We start from the raw sequence: 16,384 nt of genomic DNA, 5'->3' as shown, positions 1-16,384 counted from the left end.
GACACGGGCCGAGCGTGTTGCCGCGTGTCCCGGTCCACCGCGATGGCGATCATCGACCTCAATCCAGCTGCTGCCACCCCTTGCCCATGTTCAACGAGACGAGAGACGCCCCTCCCCCCATGCACAAGAACGTTGAAGGTCCCGACACCACCACCACAGCGGAGGCAGACCGGGCGGTCCGACCGAGGCCGAGTGCCGGCCGGATCGGGCGCTTCGCCCGCACCACGCTCCTCGTGGTGATGCTGCTCCTCGCTCTGGCCCTCCTGGTCGAGCAGCTGCTGGCGGTTCTGCCCGTCGACTGGTGGTCGCCTGTCCTGTCCGTACTGGCGCTCCAGAGTCTCGTGCTCGCCATCTCCGTGTTCCGGGACCTGTTCGGCTCCTGGGACGTCCTCCTGGCGGTCCTCGCCCTGGCCGCGGGAGTGATCGCGCTGCGCCGCCGAGGCCGACGGCGACTGCCCGTCGCCCTCTCGGCGATGAGCGGAGCGGCTCTGCTGCTGGCACTGACCACCACCACCGTGCAGGTGGTCTCGGTGCACGGCGCGACGGGCGACTGGTTCGCCTTCTCGCCGGCCGCCCCGGGAACCGCCATCGGCCGAGGACCGGACAGGACCGTCACGTACGCCACGCTGGACGGCGAGCGGATGAAGGCGGATCTGTATCTGCCCGAGACGTCGTCAGCCGCGGCCGCGCCGCTGGTCGTCAGCATCCACGGCGGTGGTTTCATCGGGGGTTCCCGCGGCCCCACGGTGTACACGAGCTGGCTCGCCGACCACGGATACGCCGTTCTCGACGTCGACTACCGACTCGCCACCAAGACCCGGCACACCTGGAACACCGCGGACGCCGACGTCGGCTGCGCCCTGACCTGGGCCACCGCACACGCCTCCGAGTACGACTGGGACATGAACCGGGTGGCCACCTTCGGTGGATCCGCGGGCGGCAACCTGTCCGTCAACGTCGCCTACAAGATCAACGCGGGCACCCTGAAGCCAAGCTGCGGAACGGCCGCCCAGCTGCCGAAGGTGAAGGCGTCGATCGCCTCGTACCCCGCGGTCGACATGACGGCCACGGTGAGCGACACGGCGATCGGCGAGGACAGCGGCGACAAGTACGTCGGCGGCACGCCCGCCCAGTACCCGGATCGCTACAGGGCCATCGACTCCGCCGACCAGATCACCCCGGCCGCCCCGCCGACCCTGCTCCTGCACGGCACCCGGGACCACCTCATCCTTGCCGACCACACGGAGGCCTTCGCCGACAAACTGACAGCGGCCGGCATCACCCACCGGTACGTCGAGGTCCCCTTCATGGATCACGCCTATGACTCGGTCTCCGACAACATCGGGACGAAGGCAACCCGGGCCCTGATGCTGCCGTGGCTCCAGAAGTACGTCTGAGACAGAAGTACGTCCGAGACCGCCAGGGGACAGGGGAAACGAGGACAGGCCCCACTCGTGAGAAAGCTCACGAGCTGGGGGTCTGCCACATGTCCTGACAAGGCTGTGCGATGTCTCACAGCCACCGGACACCTACGGGAAACGAGAAACGGACCCCTGCGGTGACTTCCGTCACCTACAGAGGTCCGTTCATCGGTTTTCTCTGGTGCGCGAGGGGGGAGTTGAACCCCCACGCCCTTGCGGGCACTGGAACCTGAATCCAGCGCGTCTGCCTATTCCGCCACCCGCGCATTGGGTGTGTCCTCGGGCCCTTCCCCCTTGGGGTGTGGCGCCCTCCGACACGCAGAACATTAGCACGGTGGACGGGGTGGGTTCACATCCCTTACCCGCGGGAAGCCGCCCACCAGCGACGTCTCTCGCATCGGCCCGGCCGACGGGCGAGACGTCCGACCCCCGGGCTACGTATCAACGTGTACCGGTTCACGTATCAACCTCGTACCGGTACCGCCCGTCTCCCCAGGAGCCGGTCGGGGTCCACAGTCAGGTGCGGGACACTGGTCTGCGGCCGCCTCTACGATCCTTGGCAGGACTGTGTCCCCGAAGGAGTTCGAAGGGGACCTCCGGAGGGAACTTCGTCAGGCGTCGACATCTGTCGGCGGGGCCGACAGGGGGAACCAGCCGATTCACCGGCGCGTGGATACGATCAGTAAGCAGTACCAGGTAAGAAGCAGTACGCAGGACGGCAGCTTAGGAGGAGGTGCCCCATGGGAGTCCTGAAGAAGTTCGAGCAACGGCTCGAAGGTCTGGTCAACGGCACCTTTGCCAAGGTCTTCAAGTCCGAGGTGCAGCCCGTGGAGATCGCGGGCGCGCTCCAGCGGGAGTGCGACAACAACGCCACCATCTGGAACCGCGACCGCACCGTCGTACCCAACGACTTCATCGTGGAGCTGAGCACGCCGGACTTCGAGCGGCTGAGCCCCTACTCCGGTCAGCTCGGCGACGAGCTCGCCGGCATGGTGCGCGACTACGCCAAGCAGCAGCGCTACACCTTCATGGGCCCCATCAAGGTCAACCTCGAGAAGGCGGACGACCTCGACACCGGCCTGTACCGGGTGCGCAGCCGTACGCTCGCCTCCTCCACCAACCAGCAGGCTCCCGAGCGCGCCCCGGCGGCACCGCCCGCAGGCCGCCCCGGCTACGGCTACCCGCCGGCCGCCGCGCCTGCCGCACCCTCGGGCGCTCCGCCCATGCCGTCCGCACCACCGCCTGCCGGCCGCCCCGGCGGTTACGGCTACCCGCAGCCCGCGGGCGGCCAGCGTCCCGCGGCCCCGGCCGCGGGCGGCCGCACCCGTCACTGGATCGAGATCAACGGCACCCGCCATCAGATCTCCCGCGCGACGCTGGTGATGGGCCGCAGCACCGACGCCGACGTGCGGATCGACGACCCCGGCGTCTCCCGCCGGCACTGCGAGATCCGGACCGGAACGCCCTCGACGATCCAGGATCTCGGGTCCACCAACGGCATCGTGGTGGACGGGCAGCACACCACCCGCGCTACGCTCCGCGACGGCTCGCGGATTGTCGTGGGCAGCACCACCATCATTTACCGGCAAGCCGAAGGGTGAAGCGGGGGCAATGTCAGAGCTGACCCTCACGGTCATGCGGCTGGGTTTCCTGGCCGTACTGTGGCTGTTCGTGATCGTGGCCGTGCAGGTCATCCGCAGCGACCTGTTCGGTACGCGTGTCACCCAGCGCGGCTCGCGCCGGGAGGCGGGCCGGGCACAGCAGGCCCAGCGCCAGGCGCCTCCGCAGCAGCGCCAGCAGCAGCCCGCCGCAGGCCGGCAGCGCCGTAACGCCCCTACGAAGCTGGTCGTCTCGGAGGGCACCCTCACCGGCACGACGGTCGCGCTCCAGGGCCAGACCATCACCCTGGGCCGGGCGCACGACAGCACGATCGTGCTGGACGACGACTACGCCTCCAGCCGCCATGCCAGGATCTACCCGGACCGCGACGGCCAGTGGATCGTCGAGGACCTGGGCTCCACCAACGGCACGTATCTGGACCGGTCCCGGCTGACGACCCCCACACCGATCCCGCTGGGCGCGCCGATCCGCATCGGCAAGACAGTCATCGAGCTGCGGAAGTAGTACGACAATGAGCGAGCGGAGCGAGCACGCAACGGCGGTCCACACCCCGGACCCCGGCGCGCTCCCGACCGGAGGGTGGGCACCGTGCGGATGTACCCGGAGCCGACGGGCGAGGTGCGCATGAGTCTGTCACTGCGCTTCGCCGCCGGATCGCACAAAGGCATGATCCGGGAGGGTAACGAGGACTCCGGATACGCCGGGCCCCGCCTGCTCGCCATCGCCGACGGCATGGGCGGCGCCGCGGCCGGCGAGGTCGCCTCCTCCGAGGCGATCTCCACGATCGTCGCGCTCGACGACGACGTCCCCGGTTCCGACATCCTCACCTCGCTCGGCACCGCCGTGCAGCGGGCCAACGACCAGCTGCGCGCGATGGTCGAGGAGGACCCCCAGCTCGAGGGCATGGGCACCACGCTGACCGCCCTGCTGTGGACCGGCCAGCGGCTCGGTCTCGTGCACGTCGGCGACTCGCGCGCGTACCTCCTCCGCGACGGTGTCCTCACCCAGATCACGCAGGACCACACCTGGGTGCAGCGCCTCGTCGACGAGGGCCGCATCACCGAGGAAGAGGCCACCACCCACCCGCAGCGCTCCCTGCTGATGCGCGCGCTGGGCAGCGGCGACCACGTCGAGCCCGACCTCTCCATCCGTGAAGTCCGCGCCGGCGACCGCTACTTGATCTGCTCGGACGGCCTGTCCGGCGTCGTCTCCCACCAGACGCTCGAGGACACCCTCGCCAGCTACCAGGGCCCGCAGGAGACCGTGCAGGAGCTGATCCAGCTCGCGCTGCGCGGCGGCGGCCCCGACAACATCACCGTCATCGTCGCCGACGTCCTCGACCTGGACACCGGCGACACCCTCGCCGGGCAGCTGTCCGACACCCCGGTCGTGGTCGGCGCGGTCGCCGAGAACCAGCTCCAGCTGCACGACAACGGCATCATGCAGACCCCGGCAGGACGCGCCTCCGGGCTCGGCCGCCAGGTCCCCGGACAGGGCGGCGGCGGCGAGTTCGGCCCGCCCGGCTCCGGCGACACCACCGGCTACGTCCCCGAGGGCAGCTTCGGGGACTACACCGACGACGACTTCGTGAAGCCGCGCAAGCGCGGGAAGTGGCTGAAGAGATCCTTCTACGGCGTCCTGGCGCTGGCCGTCATCGGCGGCGGACTCTACGGCGGCTGGCGCTGGACGCAGACGCAGTACTACGTCGGTGTCAACGACGAGCATGTCGCGCTCTACCAGGGCATCAGCCAGGACCTGGCCTGGGTGTCGTTGTCGGGCGTGGAGAAGGACCATCCCGAGATCGAACTCAAGTACCTGCCGCCGTACCAGCAGAAGCTGGTGGAGGGCACGATCGCCGAGGGCGATCTGAAGCAGGCGCAGAAGAAGATCGACGAACTGGCCCTTCAGGCCTCCGCGTGCAAGAAGCGGTCCGAGCAGCAGGCGGCCGAGAGCGCGGACAACTCCAAGACAGGCGAGGGCGAGGCCGGAGGCACCACGGGAACCACCCGTTCCTCCTTCACGTCCAAAGCGACACCGACACCCACCAATCCGTCGGGGTCGGCGGCTCCGAATCCATCCACGTCCCCGACCGCACCGACACCCACGCCCGGCCCGACTCTCTCGGAGGAAGAGCAGAAGGTCGTCTCGCAGTGCGGTACGCAGTAGGCAAGCCGTGAGAGGCCCCGTCACACGATGAGCAGTTCTACCAACACGTCGACGCACCACACGTCCACGATCGGCTCGATCGGCACCCCGAGCCGGCGCAACACCGAGCTCGCCCTGCTGGTGTTCGCCGTCCTCATCCCGGTCTTCGCCTACGCCAACGTCGGCCTCGCCATCAACGACGAGATCCCGGCCGGGCTGCTCAGCTACGGCCTGGGCCTCGGCCTGCTGGCCGGCGTCGCCCATCTCGTCGTACGCAAGTTCGCGCCGTACGCGGACCCGCTGCTGCTGCCGCTGGCCACGCTGCTCAACGGACTCGGGCTCGTCGCCATCTGGCGGCTGGACCAGTCCGAGCTGCTGCGGGAGATCGGCGTGGCCGGCGGCAAGGCGACCAACCAGCTGCTGTACACGGCCATGGGCGTCGCACTGTTCGCCGTCGTGATGATCTTCCTCAAGGACCACCGGGTCCTCCAGCGCTACACCTACATCTCCATGGTCGGCGCGCTGGTCCTGCTGCTCCTGCCGCTCGTCCCGGGCCTCGGCGCCGAACTCACCTACGGCGCCAAGATCTGGATCCAGGTCGGCAGCTTCACCATCCAGCCCGGTGAGTTCGCCAAGATCGTGCTGGCGGTCTTCTTCGCCGGCTACCTGATGGTCAAGCGCGACGCGCTCGCCCTGGCCAGCCGCCGTTTCATGGGCCTGTACCTGCCGCGCGGCCGCGACCTCGGCCCGATCATCGTCGTCTGGGCGATCTCGATCCTGATCCTGGTCTTCGAGACCGACCTCGGTACGTCGCTGCTGTTCTTCGGAATGTTCGTCATCATGCTGTACGTCGCCACCGAGCGGACCAGCTGGATCGTCTTCGGTCTGCTGATGTCCGCGGTCGGCGCGGTCGGCGTGGCCAGCTTCGAACCGCACGTCCAGCAGCGCGTCGACGCCTGGCTCGACCCGATGCGCGAGTACACGCTCAGCCAGGAAGGCGTCTACGGCCACTCCGAGCAGGCGATGCAGGCGCTGTGGGCGTTCGGCTCCGGCGGCACCCTCGGCACCGGCTGGGGCCAGGGCCACTCCGAGCTCATCCGGTTCGCCGCCAACTCCGACTTCATCCTCGCCACCTTCGGCGAGGAGCTGGGCCTGGCCGGCGTCATGGCGCTGCTGCTGCTGTACGGCCTGATCGTGGAGCGGGGCGTGCGCACCGCCCTCGCCGCCCGCGACCCGTTCGGCAAGCTGCTCGCCATCGGCCTCTCCGGCGCCTTCGCGCTCCAGGTCTTCGTCGTCGCAGGCGGCGTCATGGGCCTGATCCCGCTGACCGGTATGACGATGCCGTTCCTGGCGTACGGCGGTTCCTCCGTCATCGCCAACTGGGCGCTCATCGGCATCCTGATCAGAATCAGCGACACCGCCCGCCGCCCCGCGCCGGCCCCCGCACCCAACCCCGACGCCGAGATGACCCAGGTGGTCCGCCCGTGAACAAGCCCCTGCGCCGGATCGCGATCTTCTGCGGACTGCTGGTCCTCACCCTGCTCATCCGGGACAACTGGCTCCAGTACGCCCAGGCCGACAGCCTCAAGGAAGACCCCAAGAACCGCCGCGTCGCCATCGCCCGGTACGCCACCCCGCGCGGCGACATCATCGTCGACGGCAACCCGATCACCGGGTACAAGGAGACGTCGGGCGACTTCAAGTACAAGCGCACGTACAAGGACGGCGCCATGTGGGCGCCCGTCACCGGCTTCGTCTCGCAGGCCTACGGCGCCAACCAGCTGGAGTCCATCGAGGACGGCATCCTCAGCGGCAACGACGACCGGCTCTTCTTCCGCAACACCCTCGACATGATCACCGGCAAGGCCAAGGAGGGCGGCAATGTCGTCACCACCCTCAACGCCGCCGCGCAGAAGGCCGCGTACGACGGTCTGAAGGCCCAGGGCGGCAAGGGCGCCGTCGCCGCGATCGAGCCGTCCACCGGCAAGATCCTGGCGCTGGCCTCCTTCCCGTCGTACGACCCCTCGACGATCGCCGGCGGCAGCACTTCCGACGAAGACGCATGGAAGAAGCTCCAGAAGAAGGACAACGCCGACGACCCGATGCTCAACCGGGCGCTGCGCGAGGTCTACCCGCCGGGCTCCACCTTCAAGGTCGTCACCGCGGCCGCCGCGCTGGAGAACGGCCTGTACTCGGACGCGGACAGCAAGACGGACTCGCCACTGCCGTGGACCATGCCGGAAACCACCACCGAGCTGAAGAACGAGGGGAACATCCCCTGCAAGAACGCCACCCTGCGGGAGGCGCTGCGGGTGTCCTGCAACACCGTCTTCGGCAAGGTCGGCTCCGACCTCGGCAACGAAAAGATGCTGGAAGAGGCCAAGAAGTTCGGCTTCACCGAGGAGCAGTTCACGCCGACCCGCACCAGCGCGTCGGTCTTCTCCGACGACATGAACCCCTCGCAGACCGCACTGTCCTCCATCGGCCAGTTCAACACCGCCGCGAGCCCGCTCCAGATGGCCATGGTCGCCTCGGCGGTCGCCAACAACGGCACCCTGATGAAGCCGTACATGGTCGACGAGCTCCAGACGCACAACCTCGACGCCATCGAGAAGACGTCCCCCGAGGAGATGAGCAAGCCGCTGTCGGCGAAGAACGCGCAGATCCTCCAGTCGATGATGGAGACCGTCGTCTCCGACGGCACCGGCCAGAACGCGAAGATCGACGGCGTCACCGTGGGCGGCAAGACCGGTACCGCCCAGCACGGCGTCGACAACAGCGAGAACCCGTACGCCTGGTTCCTCTCCTACGCCAAGACGGACGACGGCAGCGCGCCGGTCGCCGTGGCCGTGGTCATCGAAGACGAGAACGCCGTCCGTGACGACATCTCCGGCGGCGGCCTCGCGGCACCCATCGCGAAGAGCGTGATGGAGGCGGTCATCAACAGCAAGAAGTGAGAACCCCGTCACGTCGCCTTCACATCGCCGCACGTTGCGATACCGGTCCTGTATCGGCTGACGGGCTTGGCCAGGTCATACAAAGCGAGCCGGGTACGGTAGGCCCGGACGGCAGCCTCCGGGCCGCACATCAGTGCGGGTCGGGACCGACGGAGAGGGCTGGTAGGTAGCTTATGGAAGAGCCGCGTCGCCTCGGCGGCCGGTACGAGCTGGGCCAGGTGCTCGGCCGCGGTGGCATGGCGGAGGTATACCTCGCCCATGACACCCGCCTCGGCCGCACCGTGGCAGTGAAGACGCTCCGCGCGGACCTCGCGCGCGATCCGTCCTTCCAGGCCCGCTTCCGCCGGGAGGCCCAGTCGGCCGCCTCGCTCAACCACCCCGCGATCGTGGCGGTCTACGACACGGGCGAGGACTACATCGACAACGTGTCGATCCCGTACATCGTCATGGAGTACGTGGACGGCTCGACGCTCCGTGAGCTGCTCCACTCCGGCCGCAAGCTGCTGCCGGAGCGCTCCCTGGAGATGACCGTCGGGATCCTCCAGGCGCTGGAGTACTCCCACCGCAACGGCATCGTCCACCGCGACATCAAGCCGGCCAACGTCATGCTGACGCGCAACGGCCAGGTCAAGGTGATGGACTTCGGCATCGCCCGCGCCATGGGCGACTCCGGCATGACGATGACGCAGACGTCCGCGGTCATCGGCACCGCCCAGTACCTCTCGCCGGAGCAGGCGAAGGGCGAGCAGGTCGACGCACGATCCGACCTCTACTCGACCGGCTGCCTCCTGTACGAGCTGCTGACCGTCCGCCCGCCCTTCGTCGGCGACTCCCCGGTCGCGGTCGCGTACCAGCACGTACGGGAAGAGCCCCAGCCCCCCTCGGTCTTCGACCCCGAGATCACGCCCGAGATGGACGCGATCGTCCTGAAGGCGCTGACCAAGGACCCGAACTACCGCTACCAGTCCGCCGACGAGATGCGCGCCGACATCGAGGCCTGCCTCGACGGCCAGCCCGTCGCCGCCACGGCCGCGATGGGTTCCGTCGGCTACGGCGGCTACCCGGACGACCAGCCGACCACCGCCCTGCGCTCCGCCGACGGCGGCGCCACGTCGATGCTGCCGCCCATGAACCCGGACGACGGCGGCTTCGGCTACGACGACCGCCCGGACCGACGGCGCCAGAAGAAGTCGAACACCTCGACGATCCTGTTGGTCGTCGCGGGTGTGCTGGTGCTGGTCGGTGCGGTACTGATCGGCAGGTGGGTCGTCAACGGCTCCGGCGGCGCGAGCAACGACACCGTGAAGGTGCCGAACTTCGTCGACCTGACGCTGGAAGACGCCAAGAAGCAGGCCGACAACGCGGAGCTGACCCTCGACCCCACGAACAAGGCGTGCGAGACCACGCCCAAGGGGTCCATCTGCTCGCAGAGCCCCACGCCCCCGACCGAGGTCAAGAAGGGCAGTTCGGTCGAGGTCGTGGTGTCTACGGGGGCGCCGAAGGTGGCGGTGCCGAGCGTCCTCGGCCAGGACTTCGACGAGGCCAAGGCAACGCTCGAGGACGACAAGTACCAGTTCAAGGTCAAGAAGGAAGAGCAGGTCTCGACCGAGACCGAGGGCAAGGTCCTGAAGCAGGACCCGGAGCTCGGCGAGGAAGTGGAGAAGGGCAGCACGGTCACGCTCACCGTGGCCAAGGCCGAGGAGAAGGCCACGGTCCCGGACGTCACCGGCGAGTCCTGCGACGGTGCCAAGGCGCGGATGGAGTCCAGCGACCTCACCGGCAACTGCGTCGAGGTCGACACCGCCGACCCGAACCTGGTCGGCAAGGTCATCAACACCACGCCGACGGCCGGTTCCTCGGTCGACAAGGGCTCCACGGTCCAGATCAACATCGGCAAGGCCCAGCAGCAGACCGCGGTTCCGAACGTCGTAGGAGCGACGGTGGCGCAGGCCAGGCAGACCCTGCAGGCGCAAGGCTTCAACAACATCCAGTTCGCCGACGGCAGCGACCAGAGCGACACCGCGATCGTGACGGCCCAGGACCCCGGCGCGAACACCGGTGTCGATGACCCTGCGGCCACACAGATCACGCTGCAGACCGTGGGCTTCGGCAACGGCGGCAACGGCAACAACGGCGGCATCATCGGAGGCAACGACTCCGACTAAGGAAGCGGCACGGGCAGAGGACTGGCTCGACTGCGCAGAACGTCGATGGCCCCGACTCCTCGTAGAGGAGTCGGGGCCATCGACGTGAATTCCCTCACCCGATGATCAGCAATTGTTTGTCATGTTCACGCACCCCGGCCGCCAGCCCCGCACAAGCGGACGGGTTCATCTACATCCCAAGCTTCAACGGGCCGGTCACAACGCTCAAGCTCGAACGGCACATCACAGACACCCTCGCTGACGGCCATCACGCACGGATCCGTTTCCTGTCCAAGCAGCATGACGGGAAGGTTCACTACTGACCGTGGCACAGGCCACGGGCGGTAAGGGTGACCACGAGTATGCCGCGACCACTGCCCGAAGCTGCTTATAGAGCGCGGCTTCGGGCTTCCGTTGTGCCCGCGATCAGGTTCCGGACCACCCCATAGCCGCGATTCGGCGCCTCCATCGCACAGCAGTGTCCTAGCCGATCGTGTCTTCCCATGTGACAACTCGTTGATCGGATGGGGTGGGGTGTCGGAGCTCCGCCCTGGCCATGCGGCCACACCACAAACGGAAGGGCAGAACGTGATCAACGAATCGGCGCTGCTCGAATCGAAGACCCTGCGCGGCAGCGTGCTGGAGCGGACGGACGTGCTCGACAGAGTCAAGGCACTGTCGCTGCTGCCGGACGGGATGCATGTGACGACGGCGATGGTGGCGGCGTACTTCGGTGTCACTGTCTAGGCGATCCGCCAGCTGACCAAGCGGCACCGTGAAGAGCTGGAACTCAACGGCCTGACCGTACTGCGAGGCGCTGACCTGCAGAAATTTGAGAGTGACAACATGTCACTCTCGCTGGGCAGTTATCCACAGGCGCGCCGGAGCCTCACCATTTACTCCCGCCGAGCCGTCCTCAACGTCGCCATGCTCCTCCGCGACAGTGAAGTCGCCCGCCAGGTGCGCACGTACCTCCTCGACATGGAGTACCTGGCGCGCACACAGCCTGTGGAAAACCCAACTCCCACTGACGTCGTCTCTCTCGACGACCGCATCGACCAGCGCATCACCCACATCCTCGGCAAGACCGTCGTCCCCATGTTCAACGCCCTGATCGAAACGTCAGGCGAGCACCGCAAGGAACTGATCGCCCTGCGGACGGGAGTCCAGCGCATCGAACGACGGCTCCACCAGCACCACGCCCGCCTGCAACGGCTCGAAGGAGTACGAGATGACCGGCCCGCCGTAGGAGTCATGGCCGCCATGGACGCCATGAACGGCCACACCTTCGAGCGCCACATCGCCAAGACATCATCGGGCTCACGGCCGACGGGCGACGCCTCGTCGTCCAGTGCAAGAGGTTCGCGCCCTACCTCAACATCACCAGCCCCGAGGTCCAGAAGTTCATCGGGTCGGCGACGGTACTCCACAGCGCGGATGTGGCCCTCTACGTGGCCACATGCCCCTTCACCCCTGAGGCCCTGACCATCGCCGCCGAGGCCGGCATCACCGCCGTACACCGTGGAGTACTCGAGGAGTGGAGCACCGGGGAGCCGCTGAAGATCCTGGAATAGCACGGCAACAACACGGAAAGGGCCCGAAGCCGCAAAGGAAAGTTGCGGCTTCGGGCCCAGCTCTTAGCGTGACAACACGTCACGCTAACGCAGTTCCTCCGGCGGCGTCCGCTCGCTGTCCACCTTCTCCACCCGCTCCAGCTCCCCCCACACCACATACCGGTACCGGGACGTGTACACCGGCGTGCAGGTCGTCAGGGTGATGTACTTGCCGGCCTTGTTCTTGCCCGACTCCTTCGGGATGGCGCCGAGGACCTTGACGTTGTACTTCGAGGTCTCGGGAAGGACGGCGTAGACCTTGTAGACGTACCACTTGTCCTTGGTCTCGAAGACGATCGGGTCGCCCTTGTCGATCTTGTCGATCTTGTGGAACTTGGCGCCGTGGCCGTCGCGGTGCGCGGCGAGGCTGAAGTTGCCGTTCTTGCCGCTGGTCGGGAGCGCGGACTTGACCGGGTCGGTGTAGTAGCCGGCGACTCCGTCGTTGAGGATCTTCGACGAGGTGCCCTTCTCTACCAGGATCTCGCCCCTGCTCATCGCGGGGACGTGCAGGAAGCCGATGCCGTTCTTGCTGTCGAACGCGACAGGGCCGGAGTCCTTGTCCTGGGCCCAGGTGTCACGGACCTTGTCGGCCTGCTTGTCGGCCTCCCGGTCCGCGACGACGTTCGTCCACCACAGCGAGTAGACGACGAACAGACCGAGCACCAGGCCCGCCGTGATGAGGAGTTCGCCGAAGACACTGACCGCCATCGCGATCCGCCCGGGACGGCGGCGCGGCGCGGACGCCGATCCGGGCGCGTGGGTGCGCTCTGCGTGCTCGGTGTCGTCAGTGGTCGCTGCCACGTTCATCCGCCCTTACGAGACGAGCGCATCCGGCTTCCCCTTGCTGCGCGGCCGTTCCTCGACCATCTTGCCCCAGACGATCATCCGGTACTTACTGGTGAACTCCGGCGTACAGGTCGTCAGCGTGATGTAGCGGCCGGGACCGGTGAAACCGCCGGCCTTGGGCACGGGATCGAGCACGCTCACATTGCTCGGCGAGGTCACCGGCAGGATCGACGCCATCTTGTAGACGTAGTACGTGTCCTGGGTCTCGACGACGATCGGATCGCCCGGCTGAAGCTTGTTGATGTACCGGAACGGCTCGCCGTGCGTGTTGCGATGCCCCGCGAGCCCGAAGTTGCCGGTCTTCGCGCTGGGCATCGCCGTCTTCAGCTCGCCCTCGCCGTAGTGGCCGACCATCCCCTTGTCGAGCACCTTCTTGTTGCTAACGCCCTCGGCTATCGGCACCACCACGTCCAGCTTCGGGATGTAGAGGAGGGCGAAGCCCTGCCCCGGCTCGAAGGCGCCCGGGCTGCGCTTGCCGCTCGCCCAGTCCTGCTGGAGGTTGCTCGCCTCCTTCCCGGCCTGCGCGTGCGCCCGGACATTCGTCCACCACAGCTGGTAGGTGACGAACAGCAGCATCAGCACACCGGTGGTGATGAACACCTCACCGATCGCCCGGCTGGCCATGACACCGGCGCCCGGCTTGTTCGCGCGCGCCCGCCGACGGGCCTCCACCCTCGACAGCGGTCGATCGTCGCCCTCCGCCTCGGCCGGCAGAGACTCCTCCCGCACACCGCCGTGCCGCCCGTGACGGCCCTTGGCGGCCTTTCTGCGGGCCGCCCGGCCACCCGAGGCAGCAGGCGGAGCGGACTGCGCGGAAGAGGCCCCAGAAGCCGATATGGACTCGCCGCCGGTCATGGGGGGCGGATCGGGTATCCGCAGGGCGACGGTCTCCTCGTCGACGGGAGGCAGGAAGGACTCACCGCCGGACGGTATGGAGGGGTCCTCGACAGGGGGCTGCTGATACGAGGGTGCATACGGCTCCTGCACGGCGTAGGCCTGCGTCTCCGCCACCCCGTACGCCTGCGTCCCCTGGCCGTACTCCTCCGGCACTCCCTGGCCGTAGGACTCCTGCACCCCTTGGCCGTACGGCTCCTGCGCGCCCTGCCAGTCCTCGAACACACCCGGCGCCCCGTACGGCTGCTCGCCGTACGGGGTCCCCTGGTCGCCGGCGTTGCCGTAGGCGGCCGCGCCGGACTCGCGCTCGGGGCGCAGGGCGGTCACGCCGTGGCCCTGCCCACCACCGGGGCGAGCCCCGCCGACCTCGCCACGGCACCCTGGTCACCGCACTCCACCAGCCAGTTGGCCAGCATCCGGTGACCGTGCTCGGTCAGCACCGACTCGGGGTGGAACTGCACACCCTCGACCGGGAGTTCGCGGTGACGCAGGCCCATGATGATGCCGTCGTGCGTGCGGGCCGTGATCTCCAGCTCGGCCGGGACCGTCCCCGGCTCCGCGGCCAAGGAGTGGTAGCGCGTCGCCGTGAAGGGCGTCGGCAGGCCCGCGAAGACGCCCTCGCCCTGGTGCTCGACCAGCGAGGTCTTGCCGTGCAGCAGCTCGGGCGCACGGTCCACGACACCGCCGTACGCCACCTGCATCGACTGCATGCCCAGGCAGACGCCGAAGACGGGCACCCCGGTGGCCGCGCAGTGCCGGACCATGTCCACACAGACCCCGGCCTCCTCCGGCGTACCGGGGCCGGGTGACAGCAGCACTCCGTCGAAACCGTCCTGGGCGTGCGCCGTCGACACCTCGTCGTTGCGCAGCACCTCGCACTCGGCGCCCAGCTGGTACAGGTACTGGACCAGGTTGAAGACGAAGCTGTCGTAGTTGTCGACGACGAGAATCCGCGCGCTCACTGGTTGTCCACCGTCACATCGTTGAAGGGAAGCAGCGGTTCGGCCCACGGGAAGACGTACTGGAAGAGGACGTAGACCACGGCAACGATGAGCATGAGCGAGAGCAGCGCCCTCACCCAAGCGTTCCCCGGCAGATGCCGCCAGATCCAGCCGTACATGCCGTCCCTTCCGTCGCACCACGGCACCAGTCTCACGCCGTACCCGCACCAGACTAACGGCGCAGGGCATCTGGTTTCCCGGCCTCCACAGGCTGTGTGGAGTCGAGATGCGCCCAGACGATCAGCCGGTGGCTGTGTCCCCACTCCGGATCGCAGGTGGTCAGCGTGAGATAGCGGCCCGCACGTGTGTACCCCGATTTACGTGGCACAGGGTCGATCACCTCAACGTCCGAGGGCACGGTTTTGTAGGGCCCTTTGTCGACCCTGTACGTGAACCAGGTCTCCCCGTCCGTCAGCACCACCGCGTCACCCCGCCTCAGCTCGGGAAAGTCCTTGAACGGATCCCCGTACGTGCGCCGATGGCCCGCGACCGAGAAGTTGCCCTTCTGACCGAGCTGGGCGGTACGCGCATAGTGGCCGAGGCCCTTCTTGAGGGTGCCGGTGGCGGTGCCCTCGAGCACCGGCTTGTTCCACGTGAAACCAAGACGCGGAATGTACATGATCGCGAAGGGCTTGCCGCTCGCATACGGCGCCGGCTGCGCGGGAGCGGCCGGGGCGGCGGACGCGCCGGGGGTCGGCGTGGGCTGCACGGCCCCACGCGCCCACTGCTCCTGGAGCTGGTCGATCTGGTCGTCCATGACGTGGTCGGCCTTCACGCCGGTCCAGAACAGTACATAGACGACGAACAGGACTATCAACGTGCCTACGGTGATACAGAGTTCGCTGACGGTCCTGACGACGACGCGCACCGGCAGCTCCTGAACGGACTCACTCCACGGGCTGGGCGTACTGCAGATCCACTGTGCCCGAGTAGCCGGGCAGAGTCACCGCCCCGTCCTCCTCGACTTTCCAGCCGAGCCCGTAGACGTTGACGTACACCATGTAGTTCTGGATCGCCGGGCTCTCGACCAGCGCCTTCTGAAGCTTCTCCGGATCCCCGACCGCCGTGATCTTGTACGGCGGTGAGTAGACGCGGCCCTGAAGGATCAGGGTGTTGCCCACACAGCGCACGGCGCTGGTCGAGATCAGCCGCTGGTCCATGACCTTGATGCCCTCGGCGCCGCCCTGCCAGAGCGCGTTGACCACGGCCTGGAGGTCCTGCTGATGAATGACCAGGTAGTCGGGCTGCGGCTCGGGATAGCCGGGAAGCTTGGCGGTGGCGTCCGGCGGGGCGTCATTGAGGGTGACCGTGATCGCCTCACCCGTGAGCTTCTGCGTACCCGCGTTCTTCTCCAGGCCCGCCAGCTTCTCGTCCTCGGCCTTGCTGCTGCCGTCGTCCCGCTCGGCGAGCGCATCGATGTCATCACGAAGACCCGCGTTGGACTCATCGAGCCGGCCGTTGTTGTGGCTGCGCTCCTGAATGAGGTCGGACAACTTCAGCAAGGAGTCGTCCGTGCGGATATTGGTGCCTTTGGCAGTATTGAAACTGGTGAAGAAAATGAGCCCCGCGAGGGCGAAGACACCCGCTGTGAGCACCCGCACCGGCCGGAAACGGCGTCCGCGGCCAGGGCTGGTTCCCGTCCCGGGGGAGTCGGCAGAATTGCTCAACGTACCCTTATCTCCTTCGGCGCCGCGGAAGCACTACGCTAACGGACGCCCGGGGGAGCGCTAAGAGTCCCCTTGT

At 67.7% G+C, this 16,384-nt stretch carries 13 protein-coding genes, 1 tRNA gene and 1 pseudogene; 8 read left to right on the top strand and 7 right to left on the bottom strand.

Annotated elements, in window-relative coordinates:
* Positions 1–119: 119 nt before the first annotated feature.
* Positions 120–1,397 (top strand): alpha/beta hydrolase, encoded by a 1,278-nt coding sequence (locus ACIHFB_RS21545; protein ID WP_365271769.1) that lies wholly within the window; start codon positions 120–122, stop codon positions 1,395–1,397.
* A 203-nt stretch (positions 1,398–1,600) separates the two neighbouring features.
* On the opposite strand, the gene ACIHFB_RS21540 is transcribed toward ACIHFB_RS21545, so the two are convergent.
* Positions 1,601–1,687, bottom strand: a tRNA-Leu gene (locus tag ACIHFB_RS21540).
* A gap of 474 nt (positions 1,688–2,161) precedes the next feature.
* Between ACIHFB_RS21540 and ACIHFB_RS21535 the strand changes: the two genes are divergently transcribed.
* The 7 genes and pseudogenes from ACIHFB_RS21535 (at position 2,162) to ACIHFB_RS21505 (ending at position 11,861) form a co-directional block, all read left to right on the top strand.
* On the top strand, positions 2,162–3,022 hold the full coding sequence (locus ACIHFB_RS21535; protein ID WP_365271766.1) for a DUF3662 and FHA domain-containing protein: 861 nt from the start codon (positions 2,162–2,164) through the stop codon (positions 3,020–3,022).
* Positions 3,023–3,032: 10 nt separating this feature from the next.
* Entirely contained in the window at positions 3,033–3,545 is a 513-nt protein-coding gene (locus ACIHFB_RS21530) for an FHA domain-containing protein (protein WP_365271763.1), read from the top strand.
* A gap of 90 nt (positions 3,546–3,635) precedes the next feature.
* Positions 3,636–5,207, top strand: a complete 1,572-nt coding sequence (locus tag ACIHFB_RS21525; protein WP_365273368.1) for a Stp1/IreP family PP2C-type Ser/Thr phosphatase — start codon at positions 3,636–3,638, stop codon at positions 5,205–5,207.
* Positions 5,208–5,234: 27 nt separating this feature from the next.
* A complete protein-coding gene (locus ACIHFB_RS21520; protein WP_400127619.1) occupies positions 5,235–6,674 on the top strand; it encodes an FtsW/RodA/SpoVE family cell cycle protein in 1,440 nt (479 codons plus the stop codon).
* Positions 6,671–8,143, top strand: a complete 1,473-nt coding sequence (locus tag ACIHFB_RS21515) for a penicillin-binding protein 2 (RefSeq protein ID WP_365271757.1) — start codon at positions 6,671–6,673, stop codon at positions 8,141–8,143. The genes ACIHFB_RS21520 and ACIHFB_RS21515 overlap by 4 nt, the downstream gene beginning before the upstream one ends.
* Before the next feature lie 173 nt (positions 8,144–8,316).
* On the top strand, positions 8,317–10,308 hold the full coding sequence (gene pknB, locus ACIHFB_RS21510; protein ID WP_365271754.1) for a Stk1 family PASTA domain-containing Ser/Thr kinase: 1,992 nt from the start codon (positions 8,317–8,319) through the stop codon (positions 10,306–10,308).
* Between the two features lie 567 nt (positions 10,309–10,875).
* Positions 10,876–11,861, top strand: a pseudogene (locus tag ACIHFB_RS21505) (restriction endonuclease).
* A gap of 84 nt (positions 11,862–11,945) precedes the next feature.
* On the opposite strand, the gene ACIHFB_RS21500 reads toward ACIHFB_RS21505, so the two are convergent.
* From ACIHFB_RS21500 to ACIHFB_RS21475, 6 genes are read right to left on the bottom strand one after another with little or no spacing between them, the layout of a single operon-like run.
* Positions 11,946–12,707 carry a class E sortase gene (locus tag ACIHFB_RS21500; RefSeq protein WP_365271745.1) on the bottom strand — a complete coding sequence of 254 codons (762 nt, stop codon included), beginning with the start codon at positions 12,705–12,707 and terminating at the stop codon, positions 11,946–11,948.
* A 6-nt stretch (positions 12,708–12,713) separates the two neighbouring features.
* The gene (locus ACIHFB_RS21495) at positions 12,714–13,967 is read right to left on the bottom strand and encodes a class E sortase (protein WP_365271742.1); all 1,254 of its coding nucleotides are present in this window, start codon (positions 13,965–13,967) and stop codon (positions 12,714–12,716) included.
* Positions 13,964–14,602 carry an aminodeoxychorismate/anthranilate synthase component II gene (locus ACIHFB_RS21490; RefSeq protein WP_365271739.1) on the bottom strand — a complete coding sequence of 213 codons (639 nt, stop codon included), beginning with the start codon at positions 14,600–14,602 and terminating at the stop codon, positions 13,964–13,966. The genes ACIHFB_RS21495 and ACIHFB_RS21490 overlap by 4 nt, the downstream gene beginning before the upstream one ends.
* The gene (locus ACIHFB_RS21485; RefSeq protein ID WP_365271736.1) at positions 14,599–14,796 is read right to left on the bottom strand and encodes a hypothetical protein; all 198 of its coding nucleotides are present in this window, start codon (positions 14,794–14,796) and stop codon (positions 14,599–14,601) included. The genes ACIHFB_RS21490 and ACIHFB_RS21485 overlap by 4 nt, the downstream gene beginning before the upstream one ends.
* A 17-nt stretch (positions 14,797–14,813) precedes the next feature.
* Complete coding sequence (locus ACIHFB_RS21480; protein WP_365271733.1) at positions 14,814–15,509, bottom strand: class E sortase; 696 nt, start codon at positions 15,507–15,509, stop codon at positions 14,814–14,816.
* 19 nt (positions 15,510–15,528) lie between these two features.
* Positions 15,529–16,308 carry a DUF881 domain-containing protein gene (locus ACIHFB_RS21475; protein ID WP_365271730.1) on the bottom strand — a complete coding sequence of 260 codons (780 nt, stop codon included), beginning with the start codon at positions 16,306–16,308 and terminating at the stop codon, positions 15,529–15,531.
* Between the last annotated feature and the right edge of the window lie 76 nt (positions 16,309–16,384).

This window comes from Streptomyces sp. NPDC051963 (assembly GCF_044593495.1).
Classification (GTDB): Bacteria; Actinomycetota; Actinomycetes; order Streptomycetales; family Streptomycetaceae; genus Streptomyces.
The sequence above is the reverse complement of the archived record's forward strand: the minus strand, read 5'-3'. Positions and strand labels throughout refer to the sequence as shown.

Coding starts and splice junctions, on each gene's coding strand:
- ACIHFB_RS21500 (WP_365271745.1), bottom strand. CDS start 12,707: ATGAACGTGGCAGCGACCACTGACGACACCGAGCACGCAGAGCGCACC.
- pknB (WP_365271754.1), top strand. CDS start 8,317: ATGGAAGAGCCGCGTCGCCTCGGCGGCCGGTACGAGCTGGGCCAGGTG.
- ACIHFB_RS21535 (WP_365271766.1), top strand. CDS start 2,162: ATGGGAGTCCTGAAGAAGTTCGAGCAACGGCTCGAAGGTCTGGTCAAC.
- ACIHFB_RS21520 (WP_400127619.1), top strand. CDS start 5,235: ATGAGCAGTTCTACCAACACGTCGACGCACCACACGTCCACGATCGGC.
- ACIHFB_RS21525 (WP_365273368.1), top strand. CDS start 3,636: ATGTACCCGGAGCCGACGGGCGAGGTGCGCATGAGTCTGTCACTGCGC.
- ACIHFB_RS21545 (WP_365271769.1), top strand. CDS start 120: ATGCACAAGAACGTTGAAGGTCCCGACACCACCACCACAGCGGAGGCA.
- ACIHFB_RS21530 (WP_365271763.1), top strand. CDS start 3,033: ATGTCAGAGCTGACCCTCACGGTCATGCGGCTGGGTTTCCTGGCCGTA.